Origin of the sequence: Paenibacillus phoenicis (genome assembly GCF_034718895.1) — a bacterium.
Taxonomy (GTDB): Bacteria; Bacillota; Bacilli; order Paenibacillales; family Paenibacillaceae; genus Fontibacillus; species Fontibacillus phoenicis.
Genome location: NZ_JAYERP010000001.1, coordinates 1645498 through 1663469, shown reverse-complemented (window position 1 = coordinate 1663469; position 17972 = coordinate 1645498). Strand labels below are relative to the sequence as shown.

Here is a 17972-nt window from a genome sequence, read left to right as displayed (position 1 = left end):
CCTTTATTGAAATTGGAGTTACCAGACACGGCTTTTGATATCGCCGTTAGAGCCCGTTTTGCTGGGGAATATCACCTTTACCTCCGCCCTCTCATACATTGGTTGAAGAGGACAACGGAGGAGGCGAAAGCGTGAGCAAGATATCCAAAGAGGCCTTGAATGCCATCAACAAGAAGACGGGTAAAGCGATCTCGGAAAGTTCGGTCAAAAAGCTGGCCAGCACCGTAAAGCCATCAACCATTCAAAATGAAGCCGAACTACGTAAGCTGATCAAGCAAGTATCGGCGATGGCGAAAGTTCCCGTGTCGGAAAGCACGATTCACGAGATCGTGAACGCCGTGAAAAAAAGCGGCATGAATCCGTCCAATATGGAAGCCTTAATGAAGTTAATGCTTAAAAAATAAATAAAGGTGATCCTTATTGCCCTTAAGCTCTGCGGCCGTATGCCGCGGGGCTTTGTTTAGTTTTGGCCAGCGCGTAGCCTGAAAGACCGCATAATGCTATAATATGGATCATATTAAAGCAAAAAATAGTAGGTGAAATAAACAGATGGATGCAATGACGAAGATGTGGCTATCGATCGCCGCCGTATTGATCATGGGGGTCTCGGTCTTTTTAATCACATTTGCACGGACGAAAACCAAAGGGTGGATTAAGGGAATCTTATCGCTCCTTGCCTTTTTTATTATGCTGGTGGGCTTTTTGACCGGGCTTGTGTCGATTACTTGACAGCACCTCTACATCACTGAACCCAAGAGAAGAGGAAGAGATATGCAACAACAAGATAGCAAAGCCTATGCCGATTTAACCGAAGAATTATGCAAGCTGGCCGAAAGCTGTGGAATGGAGGGCAAGTGGCTGCTAGGGGGAAGCTGCGGATTGTGGCTCCAGGGGGTTGAGCTTGCGACGGTTCCGCGGGATATCGACGTCTATGCGGATCTGGCGACCGCCGACCGGCTGCACGAGCGGCTCCGGCAGTTTGCGACGGACCAGCCGCGTCATGACCGGAGCGGAATCTATACCTCCCGGTTAAGCCATTACCGTATTGGCGAGTCGACAATTGAGCTGGTAGGCGGATTTGAAGTCCATACCGCCGGGGCGTTCTATCGGACGGAGATAGAAGCGTTGCTCGCGCCGGCCGCGCAGCGTGTGAAATTGCGTGATAGCGCTTTATGGGTCATGCCGTTAGCCCATGAATTGGTGTTTAACCTCCTGCGCGAGCGTCCGGATCGCTATTTGCCGATTGCGGGGATGATCCGTAAAGAGCCGGATCGACATCTGCCCCTGTTGGACGAGCTGTTGAAACGGAACGAATGGTCGGCGGATTGGGTTGGACGGATGGCTGAGTTGTTGGATCGCCCGCTGCTCTCTCGGCCATGGCGCGAATATCGCGGCAGGAAGGCTTAAGGAGCGGATCGTGGAAGGACGTATTACGTTTCTGCCGTCCGGGAAAACCGTTCAAGTCCGGCCGGGCACTTCGGTTCTGAGGGCTGCCCGTGGAGCTAGAATTCATTTAGCGACGCGATGCGGTGGGAATGCCGGCTGTCTGATGTGCAAAGTTCAGGTCGATCCGGAGCACGCTGCCGCGTTAACTCCTCCGAGCGATGCGGAGCGCCGCAAGCTTGGCCCGCTGTTGGACCAGGGGATGCGCCTGGCCTGTCAGGCGAAGATCCGGGGGGATGTGGTGGTTCAGCTGCCGAAGGACCCGCTCAAGGCGGCGATTCGCAAACAGCTGGAACGGCAGCGGGAAGAGGAGGAATTATGGTAACGGCAAGTACGGAAGGGGATAAGGTGAGATTTTCAACATGACGAAGTTACGTTATTTGAAGCATACCTGCTTGAGATCAGCGGCGCTGGTTGTCTTATTGGCGTTAACGACCTCGCTGCTGTCAGGCTGTTTGTACCGCGGGGAGAGGCAGCAGGGCGGCCCGGTTTCCTATATGGAGAGCGTGGACCGGGTTCAACGGGCTTTGGACCGTTTTCAGGAAGATAAGGGGATCCTGCCGATCATTACTGCCGGGGAGGATACTCCGCGATACGAGAAATACAAGATCGATTTGAACCAATTGAAGCGGGAAGGTTATTTGGATGAGCTTCCGGCGGCAGCCTTTGAGCAGGGCGGAAGCGTCTATTTTCTCGTTATCGATGAAGAAACCGACCCTACGGTTAAAGTAATGGATTTAAACACGATTCAGAAGGTGAACGACGTCCAGCACAAAGTGCTGAGCTACCGTACAAGCCACGGAGATGCTCTCCCGGGCGAGGCCAATGGTGAGGTCTATCCGGGTCTGTATACGGTTGATCTCCCGTTGCTTAAGGCCGACAGCTTGGCATTGACCAGTGTCTATTCCGGGGAGACCCTTTCCTACCTGATGGACAAGCAGGGCAATGTGTACGTGGATTACGCTTTTGATATTATGCAGGCGATCGATCAGTCTGGGAAAACGCCGCAAGGCGACGAAGATCTGCGCACCTGGTTGACGGACCGCTCCGCGTTCGTTCCGGTGAAGTCGCCGCCTTACCGTTGGAACGGAAGCGAACCCGTACCATATCTCAATTAAGAAGAAACCTCTCGAATGATTTCGGGAGGTTTTTCTTTTCTCTCTTCTCCTATCCCTGAGGCGTCATACTTTTTCCGATAGAGTCATACAAATGGGAGTATGGCGGTTAAGTGCCCGCCTTGTTCGGGTTGAATGAGCGGCCCCGCAAAAAAAACGGGCTTGGACGGTTTTAACCGTCATATTCTCGCATCTGGTACATAAGATGTTACTAGTCCAAATGCATGTACGAGTTTACGCCGCTTCGTTCAGGTTCTTTCCACAGGTTTGCGGCGGCGGACACGGGCAAGAGGGGCTGCCGCTCCTGCCGCAGCAGCGAGGCCCAAAATCATGACGAATCACGAAGCGGATGCTCTCGGGGCATTTTTCCTTCGGCGAAATTTGAGGAGGGGATATCATTGGTATTGGAGAAAGTGGACATTTTTAAGGACATTGCCGAACGAACTGGAGGCGACATCTATCTAGGGGTCGTCGGTGCCGTCCGTACCGGGAAGTCGACCTTTATTAAGCGATTCATGGAAACTGTCGTACTCCCGAACATCGCAAATGAAGCAGATCGAGTCCGCGCGGTAGATGAACTTCCGCAAAGCGCCGCCGGCAAAACTATTATGACGACCGAACCGAAGTTTGTCCCGAACAATGCGGTGCAAATCAAGGTGGCTGAAGGACTCGAGGTAAACGTAAGACTCGTCGATTGCGTCGGATACGCCGTGGAAGGCGCAAAAGGCTACGAGGACGAAAATGGGCCGCGAATGATCTCCACCCCATGGTTTGAAGAACCGATTCCGTTCCAAGAGGCTGCGGAAATCGGAACGCGCAAAGTCATCCAGGAACATTCCACGTTAGGGGTTGTCGTGACGACGGATGGAACGATCGCCGATATTCCGCGTTATTCTTACGTGGAATCTGAGGAGCGGGTGGTTGCCGAACTGAAGGAGGTCGGCAAGCCATTTGTGCTGGTGATCAACTCGACGCGTCCAAACAGTGAGGAAACACAGCAACTCCGCGGTGAGTTGGCCGCAAAATATGACATTCCGGTCCTTGCGCTCAGCGCAGCGACAATGACGGAAGAAGACGTGACCGGTGTCCTCCGGGAAGTTCTGTATGAGTTCCCGGTACATGAGGTCAACGTCAACCTGCCTAGCTGGGTGATGGTACTGAACGAGAACCACTGGCTGCGCACCAATTTTGAGAACTCCGTCCGTGACACGGTTAAGGATATTCGCCGTCTGCGCGATGTCGACCGGGTTGTCGGAAATTTCATGGAATACGATTTTATCGATCGAGCTGGTCTGAGCGGACTGAATATGGGTCAAGGTGTAGCGGAGATCGATCTGTATGCGCCGGATGATCTGTATGATCGCATCCTGATGGAAGTGGTGGGTGTAGAAATTCGCGGCAAAGACCATTTGCTGCAGCTGATGCAGGAATTCACGCACGCGAAACGGGAATACGACCGGTTCGCCGAGGCGCTGGAAATGGTCAAAACGACCGGTTACGGTATCGCTGCGCCGACGCTTGCGGAAATGGCGTTGGATGAGCCAGAGCTGATCCGTCAAGGCTCCCGCTTCGGGGTAAGGCTGAAGGCGACGGCACCATCGATCCATATGATCCGCGTCGATGTCGAGTCGGAATTTGCGCCGATCATCGGGACCGAGAAGCAAAGCGAAGAGCTTGTCCGCTACCTGATGCAGGATTTCGAGAACGATCCGATCAAGATTTGGGAATCCGACATCTTCGGCAGATCCCTGCACTCGATCGTACGCGAAGGCATTCAAGGCAAAATTGCCATGATGCCGGATAACGCACGTTACAAGCTGCAGGAAACGCTGGGGCGGATTATCAACGAAGGCTCCGGCGGCCTCATCGCCATCATTCTATAGGTAATTAAAAATTCGGCTTTTGATCACGAAGCTAACCTGAGGAAGCGGAGTCGGCGTCGAATCTTGAATTCAGCCGGGCCTTCCGTTGCTCACGTACCTCTATGTACGCTCCGCTACTCAGTCCCTAGCTTCATCCAACCTTCTCGGTGCTGAAAAGCCGAATTTTTATCTTTACTAATTGCAATTCCTCCTCAATGACCGCGCGTATGCTGTATTTTGGCTGCGTGCGGTTGTTTTGTTATTTGGGGGGCGGAAAGGTCCAATTTGTAGGGCGAATTGAGGAAATATCGCCGGGAAGCCTTGAAATAGCTTGAAATTATGCATGGGCTGTATTACTATAAATTTGTTCCGCGTCCCCGAAAGCGCGATTTCATCACGTTTTTCGGGAACTTGTACGTAATGAATTGCATAAATCACGTATATTCTGCGGTAAAACGGAAACACAAATAGCAAGTGGTATTATTTTCCTTGGTGGGAGGTGAAATACACATGAACAAATCCGATTTGATTGCTCAAGTTGCAGAAAGTACTGAGCTGTCCAAGAAAGACGCGACTAAAGCGGTTGACGCCGTTTTTGATGCGATTTCCACAGCGCTGCAGAACGGAGATAAAGTTCAACTGGTTGGCTTCGGTAACTTTGAAGTCCGCGAGCGTTCCGCCCGTAAAGGCCGCAACCCGCAAACCGGAGAGGAAATCGAAATCCCTGCGAGCAAAATTCCTGCTTTCAAACCAGGTAAAGCGCTCAAAGACGGAATTAAATAAAGATTTCTACGTATCTTCCGTGCAAAAGACCGTGGGCTTCTCGTTCACGGCTTTTTCTTTTCATGGAGGCTTAAAAAAGAAGCAGTCTGTCAAAAATGTGAAGGGGGAGGCGCTGCCACATGGATAACCAGCAACACGGTAACGATCCATCTGCCGCGGGCGGAGACTATTTCGTGGTTAAGGCCAAAGAACAAGGCGTTACGGTCATCGGGCTGACCCGGGGGAAGGATACGCGGTTTCACCACACCGAGAAGTTGGACAAGGGTGAGGTGCTCATCGCCCAATTTACCGATCACACCTCCGCCGTCAAGATTCGCGGCAAAGCGCTCGTCTATACGAAGCACGGCTTGATCGATACGGAAGAATGATTTTCAAATCTGCAGGCATAGCCTGCTTTTTTTCTATGTAGAATGGGGTATAAGAACCGTATGGACAAAGGCAGATTTGCGCTGTCCGAGTGTACCAGAAGGGAGAATGCCCCATGAAACGGAACATAGCCGTTCGGGCCATCCTGTTAACGTTCGTCTGCGCGCTGGCGATGGCGGGCGCAGCTTGGCTTGGCGAGCATCCTGCCCGGGAGCGGCAAGCGGCAGCGGTGTTTGCCGGTACGTCCCCGGCGGAGTTAACCGAAGAGAACCTCGTGGACGCCTTGGCCCCGCTGCAGCTTCCGGTGCCCATCGCTAAAGTGGAGCTGAACCGGGATATTTTGTCCGTTGACCTGAAGGTTGAGGGCGACCAGGTTCGTGCCGCAGACGTGTACCGGGGAATGGCGGAAATGATCTCGTTTGCGTTCGAACGCACCAACAATATCGATCAGCTGCTGCTGAGATTGATGGCGGAGGACCGTTGGCTTGGCACCAAATATCTGCTGCTGGCTGCCGATGTTCGGCGTACCGAATTTTCGGCCGAGGAGCTGGACCTTCTTCGGCATGTCGGGAGCGGTGAGATGCCCGAAGAGTTGCGGTTGCGCATGCGGATGACGGAAACAAAGCTGTGGCAGTCTCGTTTTCTACAGGAGTAACCGGTGAATTGACCGATGAGTTGATTTCGCGTATAGCCTCTGTGCGCAGTGAAAAAACATATGCTATAATAGACAAGATTGTGACATCTTTATTACTGAAAGATCAGCGGCTCGGAGGCAAAGGATGAAACCTTATCGCATAACAGAATTGGCAAATAAATATGTCAGTTACGACATGATTACCGCATACACGGCGCTTCCGGAGTTTCCGGTGCCCCGTGTTCGTTTGCTTTATACGTTTTTAACCGAGCGGGAGGGGCTGTCGCTGGAGTCAGCTGAGACCTGTGCGCTGGCCGCGTTCCTCGTGCAGCTTGGCATGGACACCCATGATCGCATCGATCTGGAGTCCGGACTGGGGGAAGCAACCCGGGCCATGCGTTCGCGCCAGCTCAAGGTACTGGCCGGTGACTATTTCAGCGGCGTGTTTTATCATCTGCTAGCTGGAGCCGGGGAGATCGGCATGGTCCCGTTGATGAGCTCGGCCATCTGTGAGGTGAACCGCTTGAAGGTCCAGCTGTACAGCAAGTTGAAGCAGATGTTATTGCCTGCGGAAGACTATCTGAAGGAATGCGTCCATGTCAAAATGGGGCTTTTTCTTTCTTTTACGGAGATCCTGGACAAGTCGGTCCAAAGCTTATGGCAGAAGCTGCTGGCGGAGTTAAGCCGCTGTGAAGTCATGCTGGAAGAAATCCGGTCTACTTCTGAGCTGCCGCACGAACGTAAAGGTTACGCCTATTTGCGCATCATGGAAACCGGATCCTCCGAGGATAAAACTGCGCTCTCCACCCGCAAAGTCGGCGAGCGGGACTGGTCGCTGATGCTTGTGAAATACAATATCAAGGAACAACTGCTGTCTATGCTGCACCAATCGGTGGATCACGTCCAATCGCTGCTGCATGAATGCAAGAAGGAAACCGCGCGAACGGAGCTCAAATCGATTCTTGAGCCGTTTATCGCTGTGCTTTCACCGTCACGCCGTTCCGTGCAAGAAGGGTAGGGGGATTAGTAAATGAGCCAAACATCTTCATCCGAGACCAAAGAGCAGTTCGTGCATTCTGTATTCGAGAGCATCGCTCCGAAATACGACATGATGAACGACTTGCTTAGCTTCAGGCGTCACAAAGCGTGGCGGAAATTCACGATGGCCAAAATGAACATGTCCCCCGGGGAGACCGCGCTTGACCTGTGCTGCGGTACCTGTGATTGGACGATCAGCATGGCGGAAGCCAGCGGGGGGCAGATCATCGGCCTGGATTTTAGTGAACGGATGCTGGAATACGGACGCCTCAAAGTAAAGGAGCGCGGGCTGGAGTCGCGGATCACCTTGGTTCAAGGGAATGCGATGGAGCTGCCGTTTGAAGACAACCGGTTTGATTACGTGACGATCGGTTTTGGTCTGCGTAATGTACCTGATCTCCGCCAGGTGCTGCGGGAAATGCGGCGCGTCGTAAAACCTGGAGGAAAGGTGGTTTGCCTGGAATTGTCCAAGCCGACCTGGCAGCCGTTCAAAGGACTTTATTATTTTTATTTTCAAAATGTGCTTCCGATGCTTGGCAAACTGGTGGCAAAACGATATGAACAGTACAAATGGCTTCCCGATTCCCTCGTCCAGTTTCCTGGCCGTGCGGAGCTGGCGGAGATTTTCCGGGAGACGGGACTTACCCGGGTTGAAGCGTATCCTTTAACCGGCGGAATTGCCGCCTTGCACATCGGAACGAAGGAGACGCAACATGTTTAAGAAAATGGTAATTTTCCTGCAAATGATCAAGTTTGAACATACGGTATTCGCTTTACCGTTCGCTTTCATGGGCGCGCTGCTCGGGTCTGAAATGATTAACCATGAGCTGCCGTCCTGGGCACAGATCGGGTGGGTGCTGTTGGCGATGTTTGGCGCACGAAGTGCGGCGATGGGGCTGAACCGTCTTATTGACCGGGTCATCGATGCGAAGAACCCTCGTACCGCAAACCGCGCAATCCCGGCGGGACTTTTAAAAATAGGCGAAGTCGTGTTGTTCATCATTCTCTCTTTTGCCTTGTTGTTCTGGGCCGCTGCCGAGCTAGACCCCTTAGCATTAAAGCTGTTGCCTATCGCCGTCATCATGTTGGTTTTGTACTCCTACACGAAACGTTTTACTTGGCTCTGCCACGTCATACTGGGTCTGACGATCGGCTTAGCTCCTCTCGGCGGCTGGGCGGCTGTAACTGGACAAGTTGATTGGACAGCAATGGTATTTTATGTAACGATTACCTTTTGGATTGCCGGCTTCGATATCATTTACGCCTGCCAGGACGTTGATTTCGATACGAAGGAAGGTCTTTATTCCATTCCTGTTCGGTTTGGTGTCGCTAAATCGCTGAAGATTGCTCAAGCGTTTCATATCATCACCGCGCTGGGCTTTATCGCTTTGCTGCTGTTGACGGATTTGGGCTGGTGGTATGTCGTGGGCATGATTATTGCGTATGCTATTTTGTTTTACGAGCACCATATCGTTTCTCCGAGCGATCTCAGCCGGCTGCAAACCGCGTTCTTCACCATGAACGGCGTGCTGAGCATCGTTGTGTTTTCCTTCACATTGATTGATTTGGTGGTGCGACAATTCTAATGGATAAAGGGAAATCGATTGTTGTCGGCATAACTGGGGCCAGTGGTTCGATCTATGGAGTGAAGCTGATTGAAACGCTGTTAGGTATGAACTTCCTCGTGCATCTCGTTGTATCCAATGCAGGGTGGCGAGTGATCAAGGAGGAGCTCGGTTGGAACACGAGCGATCGGGAGGCGACGCTGGAGGAACATTTCGGTCAGCTTCCCGGGAAGCTGGTATACCATCCGATCGCGGATATTGGGGCTTCGATCGCCAGCGGTTCTTTCCTCACGCACGGGATGATCGTTATGCCTTGTTCGATGGGAACCCTGTCTTCGATCGCAAACGGAACGTCCGACAATCTGATGGCTCGGGCAGCCGATGTCATGCTGAAGGAAGGCCGGCCGCTTGTGCTGGTGCCACGCGAAACGCCACTGCATGCGATCCATTTGGAGAACATGCTGAAGCTGGCTCGACTTGGCGTGCGCATCATCCCGGCGATGCCGGCATTTTATTTCGGACCGCAGACCATTGATGATCTGGTCCGGTTTTTAGTTGGTAAAGTGCTCGACAATCTGGGCATCGAGCATGCGTTATTCAAGAGATGGGGGGATCAGAATGAACAATCGGGAGAATGAAAACATCCTCATCGGCCAAATCAAATACAGCAACGTCTGGCCCGTTTTTCATTATTTTGATGTGACGCGCCTGTCCCAAGTGAGCCAACTCGTCACCGAGGTCCCTTCGAAGCTGAACCGCCGGATGCTTGGCGGGATGCTGGATATTTCCCCGGTGTCTTCTTTTGCCTACGGGTACGGCTCGGAGCGGTTCCTGCTGCTGCCGGATCTTTCCGTCAGCTCCGATGGGCCGGTGGGTTCGATTCTGCTGTTCTCGCGGAAGCCGCCGGAGGAAATTGCGAACGGCAAGATCGCGCTAACGAATACGTCGGCAACTTCGGTCAATTTGCTGAAGATCATTATGGAAAAAGCGTACGGTGGCAAACCTGAGTATTGGGACAGTGAGCCTGATTTGGATCTGATGATGGCAGAAAGCGACGGCGCGCTGTTGATCGGCGATCACGCGATTCAGGCATCCTGGCGGGATCACGATTATATCGTTACCGATTTGGGGGAAGTTTGGAAATCATGGACCGGCTATGGTATGACCTTTGCGGTCTGGGCCGTTCAGAAGTCGTTTGCCGAAGCCCACGGCGACTATTTGGCTGAAGTGACGGAAGCCTTTGTGGAAAGCAAACGTAAGAGCTTAAGTGATGTATCCCCGCTCGTGGCCAAGGCTTGCGCCGAAATTGGCGGTACGGCGGATTATTGGCGGCATTATTTTACTCAGAACATCCGCTATGATTTTAATGAATCGCACCGCCAAGGACTTTCGTTGTATTTTGACTATGCCTATGAAATGGGGCTGCTGGATCATCGAGTAGAGCTGGAGATATGGAGTGACAATTTGCTGACACGGGTGAAAGAATGAAACTACTGGATATTTTCGGTGCGTTAAAAAAAGATATGGATTTTATCGAACGCCAGCTGTACCGCAGCATCGACGGCGATGACGATCTGCTCAGCGAGACGTCCCTGCACTTGTTGAAGGCAGGCGGGAAGCGGCTGCGGCCGGTCTTCGTATTGCTTGGCGGGAAGTTTGGGAACTACGATCTGCAGAAGCTGCAGTATATCGCTGTGCCGCTGGAGCTCATCCATTCGGCGTCACTCGTTCACGATGACGTGATCGACGATGCCGACACGCGGCGGGGCAAAGCGACGGTAAAGTCGAAGTGGGATAATCGGATCGCCATGTATACCGGCGACTACATCTACGCCAAGGCCCTGATGCAGGTATCCGAGCTCGCAAATCCATACATACACCGCATACTGGCCAAAGCGATGGTGCAGATGTCGATCGGGGAAATGGAGCAGATCCGCGATTTTTTCAACACGGAGCAAAGCGTACGCAACTATTTGCTGCGCATCCGGCGGAAAACCGCTTTGCTCATCGCCATCAGCTGTCAGCTGGGAGCCATGGCGGCAGATGCTCCGGCCAAAGTGAGTGCGCTGCTGTACCGGTACGGGTACAACGTGGGCATGGCCTTCCAGATTCGCGACGATCTGCTTGATTTATTTGGTACTGAGAAGACGATCGGTAAACCGCCGGGCAGCGATATGCGCCAGGGCAACATCACGCTTCCTGTGCTTTACGCTCTGCAGGAGCCTGATTTAAGAGAGCCGCTGCTTCGGGAAATTCGCGGCATCCAGGCCGGAGACGGCAGCGGGGATGTGTCCCGTGCGATCGAAATGATTCGGACAAGCCCGGGCATTGGCAAAGCGGAGGCGTTGGCCGACCGCTATATTGCAAAAGCGCTGGCGGCGTTGCAGCAGCTGCCGGATACAGCGGCGCGCTCCCATTTACAGGACATTGCAGAATTTGTTAACAAACGCTCCTATTAATCTTATCGCTTTACCTGTTTCGCAAGTTTCTGGTAAAATGCAGGTGAAACCGCCTTCCTGGAGGAAGGTGGGAATGAGGTTTGAATCGCAAATGATGCTGTTAAATTCGGGAGGGGAACCATGGAAAGAACGTTTTTAATGGTTAAGCCGGACGGCGTACAGCGCGGGCTGATCGGCAGAATTATCAGCCGGTTCGAGGATAAGGGATTTCAACTCGTCGCAGGCAAGCTGGTTCAAGTGACAGAAGAGCAGGCGAAGAGACATTATGCGGAGCATGAGGGCAAGCCTTTCTTTGACGAACTGGTGGGCTTCATTACTTCTGGGCCGGTATTTGCCATGGTATGGGAAGGGGATGACATCATTAACTTGTCCCGCATGGTCATCGGCAAGACGAAAGTCACCGAGGCGCTTCCCGGCACGATTCGGGGGGATTTTGCCGCCCATACGCCGTTTAATCTGATTCATGGTTCCGACGGAGTAGAGAGTGCGGAGCGAGAAATCGCCAACTTCTTTGAGCCTCATGAGCTACTACAGTATACGAGAAGCGTGAGCCCATGGATTTGAACCGGATTTTTCCCGACATCCCTCGGGTAGACAACACAGAGACGGCACCGGATCCGGATTATCTCGGCTTTATCCAGAACATTAAAAAAAGCACGGGTATCGATTTGGCCCAATACAAGGAAGCGCAAATGAAGCGGCGTTTGACGACGCTGCGCAATAAGAACGGCTATTCGAAGTTTGCGGATTTTTATACGGCGATGCTGAGCAACAAGCAGTTATTTTATGAATTTTTGGACAAGATGACGATTAACGTATCTGAATTTTGGCGCAACCCCAATCGCTGGGAAGTGCTGAGGGACTCGGTGCTGCCGGGGCTGGCCGCCGGGCGGCCCCGGCTGAAGGTGTGGAGCGCGGCCTGTTCGACGGGAGAGGAGCCATACACGTTGGCCATGATTCTCGCAGATCTGGGGCTTCTAGCGAACACCTATTTGCTGGCAACGGACATTGATGAAGGAGCGCTCGGGAAAGCCCAGGAAGGATTATATCTGGAGCGTTCGCTGAAGGATGTGCCGAAGGCGGTCGCCGAGCGTTATTTTACGCCGGAAGGCCCGATGTTCCGCTTTGATCCGAAGCTGAAGAAGGCCGTCACGTTCAAGAAGCAAAACCTGCTGCTCGATCCGTTTGAAGAGGGCTTTGACCTGATCGTTTGCCGCAACGTGATGATTTATTTTACCGAAGAAGCAAAACAAGGGCTTTATCATAAGTTTTCGCGTGCGCTGCGTCCCGGCGGCGTCCTGTTCGTCGGCAGCACGGAGCAAATTTTCTCCCCTGGCCAATACGATTTGGAAGCGGCGGAAACGTTCTTTTATCGTAAGAAGGGGGAAGGGAACAACGGAGCGAGCAACTGAATTCAAGATTCGAAGTCGAATTCGCTTCACACGAGCTACTTCATGATTAAAAATTTTGGGTTCTTAGCGCCGAGAAGGTTGGATGAAGAGGTGAGTGAGTAGCGGAGCGTAGGGAAACCTACGTGAGCAACGGAGCGAGCATCTGAATTCAAGATTCGATGCCGTATTCGCTTCACATGAGTTACTTCGCGATAAGAAGCCAAAACGATAGTATAGAATGGTTTGATCTTTCCTATACTTGGACCATATAGTCAATGGAGGTCAGATCATGGACAAGCGAAAAGTGATCGAAGCTTATCGGCGGGGATTCTTGACGCCGCAGGAATGCGCGCAGGTGCTTGGCATCGAAGGTTCGCACCTCAAGGTGATGCTTGAGGATTTTCCGGTGGATCCCCGGCGTTCCGCCGCTTTGGAAAATAAACCAGCTTCAGGCCTCAGATAAGCTGCAAGCGCCCATACCAGTTAAATAGCGCCGACATCGCCAAGCAGGGCGGGGAACGGCGCTTTTTGCGTTCTTGGTTGAAGCGTTCTTGACAGCCGTCAGGGGAGCTTCCTATAATAGTTATAAATTCAGGTCAGGAGAGATTTCATCCATGAACGATTCGGACGACCCGGAGAGTAGCGACACGGTACAATTTTTCAATAATCTATTCATTGAGGAATTTCAGGCATAGCCTGCGTCAATTTGGTGACGGCGGGTTATGCCTTTTTGCGTTTGTTTACCCGCCGGAATGACAGCTTCAAACGACGCCGGGGGAAACTTTTGGAGGTGGAAATGAGTTGTTGGGACTTTTAGTTGTCTTCATATTAATTTTGATTAATGCCTTTTTTGCTGCATCGGAAATCGCCTTGATCTCCTTGAACGATAATAAAATTAAAGCGATGGCGGGGCAGGGCCACCGGAAAGCGAAGGTTATCGTAGGTTTGCTTGGCGAGCCCAGCAAGTTTCTGGCGACGATTCAAATTGGCATCACGCTTGCGGGCTTTTTTGCCAGTGCCTTCGCCGGGGAAAGCTTTGCCGACGACCTGGCGGCTTATTTAATCCGCATGGGGCTGCCGATTCCCGAAAACGTGCTTAGCACGATATCGCTGATCATCATCACTTTGTTGCTCTCATACTTCCAGTTGGTGCTGGGGGAGCTGGTGCCGAAACGGGTAGCCATGAACAAGGCCGAAGCGATGGCGATGTTTGCGGCTACGACGTTGTCCATCTTGTCGAAGGCGACCTCGCCGTTCGTGAAGCTGCTGACCACGTCCACCAACATGTTGGTGCGGCTGTTTGGCATCGATCCGAACGCTAAGGAGGAGGAAGTCTCCGAGGAGGAGATCCGCATGATGTTGGATACCGGAGAGGAAATGGGGACGATCCAGCCTAGCGAGCGCCTGATGATTAACAACATCTTTGATTTTGACAATTTGACGGTGTCCGATATCATGACGCACCGGATTGACGTCGTAGCTATCCCGGCCGATGCCGATCAGCAGACCGTGGCTGAAATTGCCGATAAGGAGCAATATACCCGCTTCCCGGTGTATGAGGATACAGTTGACAATATGATTGGAATATTGCACAGTAAGGATTTGATTCGCTTTTTACGCAACGGGGAGAAGGAGCATTGGAATTTACAGGAGCTGGTGACGCCGCCTTATTTTATCCCGATCTCCAAAAAAACGAATGAACTGTTCGAGGAAATGCAGCAAAACCGCATTCATATGGCCATCGTCGTAGACGAATACGGAGGAACCGCCGGCATCGTGACGATGGAGGATTTGCTGGAGGAAATCGTCGGCAACATCTATGACGAACACGACGAAGAGGAACGGGAATACGAGCAGGTTGGCGAAGGCAGTTATCTGTTCAGCGGTACGATGTCCCTCGACGATGCCCAGGAGATCTTGGATATTAAGCTTCCGATCGAACACTACGATACGCTAAGCGGATTTATGATCGGGCAGTTGAAGCGGATTCCGACGGTGAATGAAATACCGGAATTCGAATACGGGGGTTATGTCTTCGCTGTCCGAGAAGTTGGTCAGCATCGCATTCGCAAGCTCGCAGCCACCCGACTGACCGACCCGGAACAAGCATTTTCAGTTCATCCGGTTTCCATGGATTCTTAAGATTTAGCAAGTCCCCGGATTTTGGTGAACCTCGAAGCGTGAGGCGCGAAAATCCGGGTCCGGCTTGGCCTCGTGCCGCTTACGGTGAGAGAAATAGTAGATTGCATGAGCAGGATAAGTGAATTCACTACGTGACAGAATGCATCAAACAATATTATAATGAGCAAAGATATCATCGGGTTTTAGTTCTTTACAGTTTAACAGTTTAAAGGGGGAACGCAGCATCATGAGTTTGCGATACTTAACAGCCGGGGAGACGCATGGACCCCAGTTGACTGCGATTATTGAAGGCTTGCCCAGCCATTTGCAGCTGGATTTTGAAGCGTTGAATTTTGAGTTGGCCCGTCGTCAGAAAGGGTATGGCCGCGGCCGTCGGATGCAGATCGAGAAAGATACCGCGAAGATCGTCGGGGGAGTCCGGCACGGGTATACAACAGGAGCGCCGGTGGCACTGGTTGTGGAGAACAACGACTGGAAGCATTGGCAGAAAATCATGAACATCGAGCCGATCGAAGGCACGGACGAGGAGAAACGCAGAGTACATCGTCCCCGTCCAGGGCATGCCGATTTAAACGGAGGCTTGAAATATAACCATAAAGACCTGCGGAACGTGCTGGAGCGTTCGAGCGCACGCGAAACCGCTGTTCGCGTGGCGGTTGGTGCGGTGGCCAAGCAGCTCCTGGGGCGCTTTGGCATCCGGATCGCCGGGCATGTCATTCGCATCGGCGAAATTGAAGCACCGCCGCATAACCTGCCGCTGGACGAGTTGGCTCGAGTCACCGAAGCTTCTTCGGTGCGGGTTGCCGACCTTGAGACGGAGAAGAAGATGGAAGCCTACATCGATAAAATCAAGGAGGAAGGCGACTCCATCGGCGGCATCGTCGAATGTATCGTTGAAGGCGTTCCGGTCGGACTGGGAAGCCATGTGCAGTATGACCGCAAGCTGGACGGCCGTATCGCGCAAGCGGTAATGTCGATTAACGCGTTTAAGGGCGTGGAAATCGGCATCGGTTTTGAAGCCGGGAAGCTGCCAGGCTCCAAGGTTCATGACGAAATTTTGTACAGCGAGGAGCGCGGCTATTACCGGGCGACCAACCGGCTCGGCGGCTTCGAGGGCGGGATGACCAACGGCATGCCAATCGTCGTTCGCGGCGTAATGAAGCCGATCCCGACGTTATACAAACCGCTGCAAAGCGTCGACATCGACACCCGCGAGGCGTTTGCTGCTCAGGTGGAGCGCTCTGATGCTTGTGCAGTGCCAGCCGCGAGCGTTGTGCTCGAGAACGTGGTCGCTTGGGAAGTGGCCAAAGCGTTCCTGGAGAAATTCGGCGGCGATTCGATCGGGGAGATCGAGCGTAATTATAAGGGATATTTGGCTCAACTGGAGGAATATTGATGCGAACACTGCAGGTCGATTTGGGCGAACGTTCTTATCCGATTTATATCGGCGGCGGCTTGCTGGGAAAGGCCGGGGATTTCTTCGAGCAGCATAAGCTGTCGGCGAAGAGCCCTGTCTTAATCGTTACCGATGACCATGTCGCGCCGAAGTATCTGCCGGTTGTCGAAGCCTCGCTGCAGGCCAAAGGCTATCGTACGGTCAGCAAAGTCGTGAAGGCCGGTGAAAAATCCAAATCGCTGGAGGTTTATGAGGATGTCATGACTACGGCGATTGAAGGCGGTTTGGACCGCCGTTCTGTGGTCGTTGCGCTGGGCGGCGGCGTCGTCGGCGATTTGGCTGGCTTCGTGGCGGCAACGTATATGCGAGGCGTAGCGTTTGTGCAAATGCCTACCACGATCCTGGCTCACGACAGCAGTGTCGGAGGCAAGGTGGCCGTCAACCATCGGCTGGCCAAAAATATGATCGGCGCTTTTCATCAGCCGGAAATGGTGCTGTATGACGTGGACAGCCTGCAAACCCTGCCGCCGCGCGACGTCCGGGCGGGCTTGTCGGAAATGGTCAAGCATGGCCTGATCTGGGATGCGGCATTTGCGGACTGGTGCCGCGAGCACACGGCGGATTTGCTGGTGCTGGATCCGGAAGCGCTGGGATACGGATTAACCCAGGGGTGCTCCGTGAAAGCCCAGGTTGTCTCTGTGGATGAGAAGGAGAATGGGCTTCGTGCGATTCTCAACCTGGGGCATACGCTGGGTCATGCCATCGAGGCGATCGGCGGGTATGGTGAATTTTTGCACGGGGAAGCGATCTCGATTGGGATGGCCGCAGCGGCGAAGCTGGCAGTGAACCGGGGCCGGGATCCGCATATTTACAAGTACACGGTGTCCCTGCTGAGCGGCTTCGGTTTGCCAACGGCCATGCCGGCACATTTGAACGAGCAGGATTTGATTGGTGCGATGATGCACGACAAGAAGTTTAAGGAACAGACGATGGTGTTTATTTTGCCTGTAGAGATCGGCAAGGTGGAAATTGTCTCAGACGTGACATTGGACGAAGTCCGCCAGGTGATTGCTGAACTCAAAGAGGAGGGACAACATGTATAACAGAGGTATTCGCGGAGCAACGACGGTATCCCGCAACGACGAACAGGAAATTCTGGACGCGACAGCTGAGTTGTTAAAAGAGATTGTCGCTCGCAACGAAATCGAGCCTGAGGATATTTGCAGCGTTTGGATTACGGTTACGCCGGACTTGACGGCGACTTTTCCGGCTCGTGCCATTCGCGTATTAAACGGGTGGGATATGGTTCCTCTGATGTGCTCCACGGAAATCCCGGTTCAAGGCGCTTTGCCGAAGTGTATCCGGCTGCTGATTCAGGTGAACACCACCAAAGGGCAGCGGGATATGAAGCACGTGTATTTGAACGAAGCCCGCAGCCTCCGTCCGGACCTCAGCTCCACCAATTCCTGAGGGCAGCAAGCGAGCGAAGCTATTTTTAGGATTGGCAAATCAAGCTGCAGGTTTGGGTTGCCAAACGGGCCGCGGTTAGGGTATAGTTAATTTAGATTTTAGATGAGTGCAAGTTAGTTGAGTAAGTTAGTTGAGAGTAAGTTCTAAGTTAGAAGAGTTTAGAGTAAACACATTTTTTAGAGCTGAGTAGAGATCAGTTGAGATGAGCTGAGTTTAGCTGAGTGAATAGCCTGTTCCTTGTGCGTACTTCGTCGTTTTCTTGATTGTGGGAGAATGACGGCAAGACGCGTCTTTAGGAGCTGTGCTTT

At 52.7% G+C, this 17972-nt stretch carries 22 protein-coding genes; all 22 read left to right on the top strand.

Translation table 11 applies throughout. The annotated features are described in order from the left end of the window. The first annotated feature begins 131 nt into the window (after positions 1-131). Positions 132-404 (top strand): stage VI sporulation protein F, encoded by a 273-nt coding sequence (locus U9M73_RS07845; RefSeq protein WP_009225868.1) that lies wholly within the window; start codon positions 132-134, stop codon positions 402-404. A gap of 145 nt (positions 405-549) precedes the next feature. Then, positions 550-729 carry a DUF2768 family protein gene (locus U9M73_RS07840; protein WP_009225869.1) on the top strand — a complete coding sequence of 60 codons (180 nt, stop codon included), beginning with the start codon at positions 550-552 and terminating at the stop codon, positions 727-729. 42 nt (positions 730-771) lie between these two features. After that, positions 772-1407, top strand: coding sequence for a nucleotidyltransferase family protein (locus U9M73_RS07835; RefSeq protein ID WP_009225870.1), 636 nt, complete (start codon positions 772-774; stop codon positions 1405-1407). 10 nt (positions 1408-1417) lie between these two features. Further along, positions 1418-1768 carry a 2Fe-2S iron-sulfur cluster-binding protein gene (locus tag U9M73_RS07830; RefSeq protein ID WP_009225871.1) on the top strand — a complete coding sequence of 117 codons (351 nt, stop codon included), beginning with the start codon at positions 1418-1420 and terminating at the stop codon, positions 1766-1768. Positions 1769-1805: 37 nt separating this feature from the next. Further along, a complete protein-coding gene (locus U9M73_RS07825; RefSeq protein WP_009225872.1) occupies positions 1806-2561 on the top strand; it encodes a DUF3939 domain-containing protein in 756 nt (251 codons plus the stop codon). Between the two features lie 401 nt (positions 2562-2962). Continuing rightward, entirely contained in the window at positions 2963-4441 is a 1479-nt protein-coding gene (gene spoIVA / locus U9M73_RS07820; protein ID WP_260071273.1) for a stage IV sporulation protein A, read from the top strand. 489 nt (positions 4442-4930) lie between these two features. After that, entirely contained in the window at positions 4931-5203 is a 273-nt protein-coding gene (locus U9M73_RS07815) for an HU family DNA-binding protein (protein WP_009225874.1), read from the top strand. A gap of 119 nt (positions 5204-5322) precedes the next feature. Beyond that, positions 5323-5571 carry a trp RNA-binding attenuation protein MtrB gene (gene mtrB, locus U9M73_RS07810; protein ID WP_009225875.1) on the top strand — a complete coding sequence of 83 codons (249 nt, stop codon included), beginning with the start codon at positions 5323-5325 and terminating at the stop codon, positions 5569-5571. 113 nt (positions 5572-5684) lie between these two features. Next, on the top strand, positions 5685-6224 hold the full coding sequence (locus U9M73_RS07805) for a hypothetical protein (protein WP_036645812.1): 540 nt from the start codon (positions 5685-5687) through the stop codon (positions 6222-6224). A gap of 124 nt (positions 6225-6348) precedes the next feature. Next, positions 6349-7221: a heptaprenyl diphosphate synthase component 1 gene (locus U9M73_RS07800; RefSeq protein ID WP_009225877.1), complete on the top strand. Its 873-nt coding sequence runs from the start codon at positions 6349-6351 to the stop codon at positions 7219-7221. A 12-nt stretch (positions 7222-7233) separates the two neighbouring features. Beyond that, entirely contained in the window at positions 7234-7962 is a 729-nt protein-coding gene (locus U9M73_RS07795) for a demethylmenaquinone methyltransferase (protein WP_009225878.1), read from the top strand. Then, positions 7955-8827: a UbiA-like polyprenyltransferase gene (locus U9M73_RS07790; RefSeq protein WP_323076729.1), complete on the top strand. Its 873-nt coding sequence runs from the start codon at positions 7955-7957 to the stop codon at positions 8825-8827. Before U9M73_RS07795 ends, U9M73_RS07790 begins: the two co-directional genes overlap by 8 nt. Further along, positions 8827-9444, top strand: a complete 618-nt coding sequence (locus tag U9M73_RS07785) for a UbiX family flavin prenyltransferase (RefSeq protein WP_009225880.1) — start codon at positions 8827-8829, stop codon at positions 9442-9444. Before U9M73_RS07790 ends, U9M73_RS07785 begins: the two co-directional genes overlap by 1 nt. After that, the gene (locus U9M73_RS07780) at positions 9425-10294 is read left to right on the top strand and encodes a menaquinone biosynthesis protein (protein ID WP_323076728.1); all 870 of its coding nucleotides are present in this window, start codon (positions 9425-9427) and stop codon (positions 10292-10294) included. Before U9M73_RS07785 ends, U9M73_RS07780 begins: the two co-directional genes overlap by 20 nt. Continuing rightward, complete coding sequence (locus U9M73_RS07775; RefSeq protein WP_009225882.1) at positions 10291-11265, top strand: polyprenyl synthetase family protein; 975 nt, start codon at positions 10291-10293, stop codon at positions 11263-11265. The genes U9M73_RS07780 and U9M73_RS07775 overlap by 4 nt, the downstream gene beginning before the upstream one ends. 120 nt (positions 11266-11385) lie before the next feature. Further along, entirely contained in the window at positions 11386-11829 is a 444-nt protein-coding gene (gene ndk / locus U9M73_RS07770) for a nucleoside-diphosphate kinase (RefSeq protein ID WP_009225883.1), read from the top strand. Next, positions 11820-12677 (top strand): CheR family methyltransferase, encoded by an 858-nt coding sequence (locus U9M73_RS07765; protein WP_323076727.1) that lies wholly within the window; start codon positions 11820-11822, stop codon positions 12675-12677. Before ndk ends, U9M73_RS07765 begins: the two co-directional genes overlap by 10 nt. 268 nt (positions 12678-12945) lie before the next feature. Next, positions 12946-13119 carry a hypothetical protein gene (locus U9M73_RS07760; RefSeq protein WP_323076726.1) on the top strand — a complete coding sequence of 58 codons (174 nt, stop codon included), beginning with the start codon at positions 12946-12948 and terminating at the stop codon, positions 13117-13119. A gap of 338 nt (positions 13120-13457) precedes the next feature. Continuing rightward, positions 13458-14798 carry a hemolysin family protein gene (locus U9M73_RS07755; RefSeq protein ID WP_323076725.1) on the top strand — a complete coding sequence of 447 codons (1341 nt, stop codon included), beginning with the start codon at positions 13458-13460 and terminating at the stop codon, positions 14796-14798. 226 nt (positions 14799-15024) lie between these two features. Further along, the gene (aroC, locus tag U9M73_RS07750) at positions 15025-16194 is read left to right on the top strand and encodes a chorismate synthase (protein WP_009225887.1); all 1170 of its coding nucleotides are present in this window, start codon (positions 15025-15027) and stop codon (positions 16192-16194) included. Then, complete coding sequence (gene aroB / locus U9M73_RS07745; RefSeq protein WP_260071690.1) at positions 16194-17297, top strand: 3-dehydroquinate synthase; 1104 nt, start codon at positions 16194-16196, stop codon at positions 17295-17297. Before aroC ends, aroB begins: the two co-directional genes overlap by 1 nt. Beyond that, complete coding sequence (aroH, locus tag U9M73_RS07740; protein WP_009225889.1) at positions 17290-17664, top strand: chorismate mutase; 375 nt, start codon at positions 17290-17292, stop codon at positions 17662-17664. The genes aroB and aroH overlap by 8 nt, the downstream gene beginning before the upstream one ends. Positions 17665-17972: the final 308 nt, after the last annotated feature.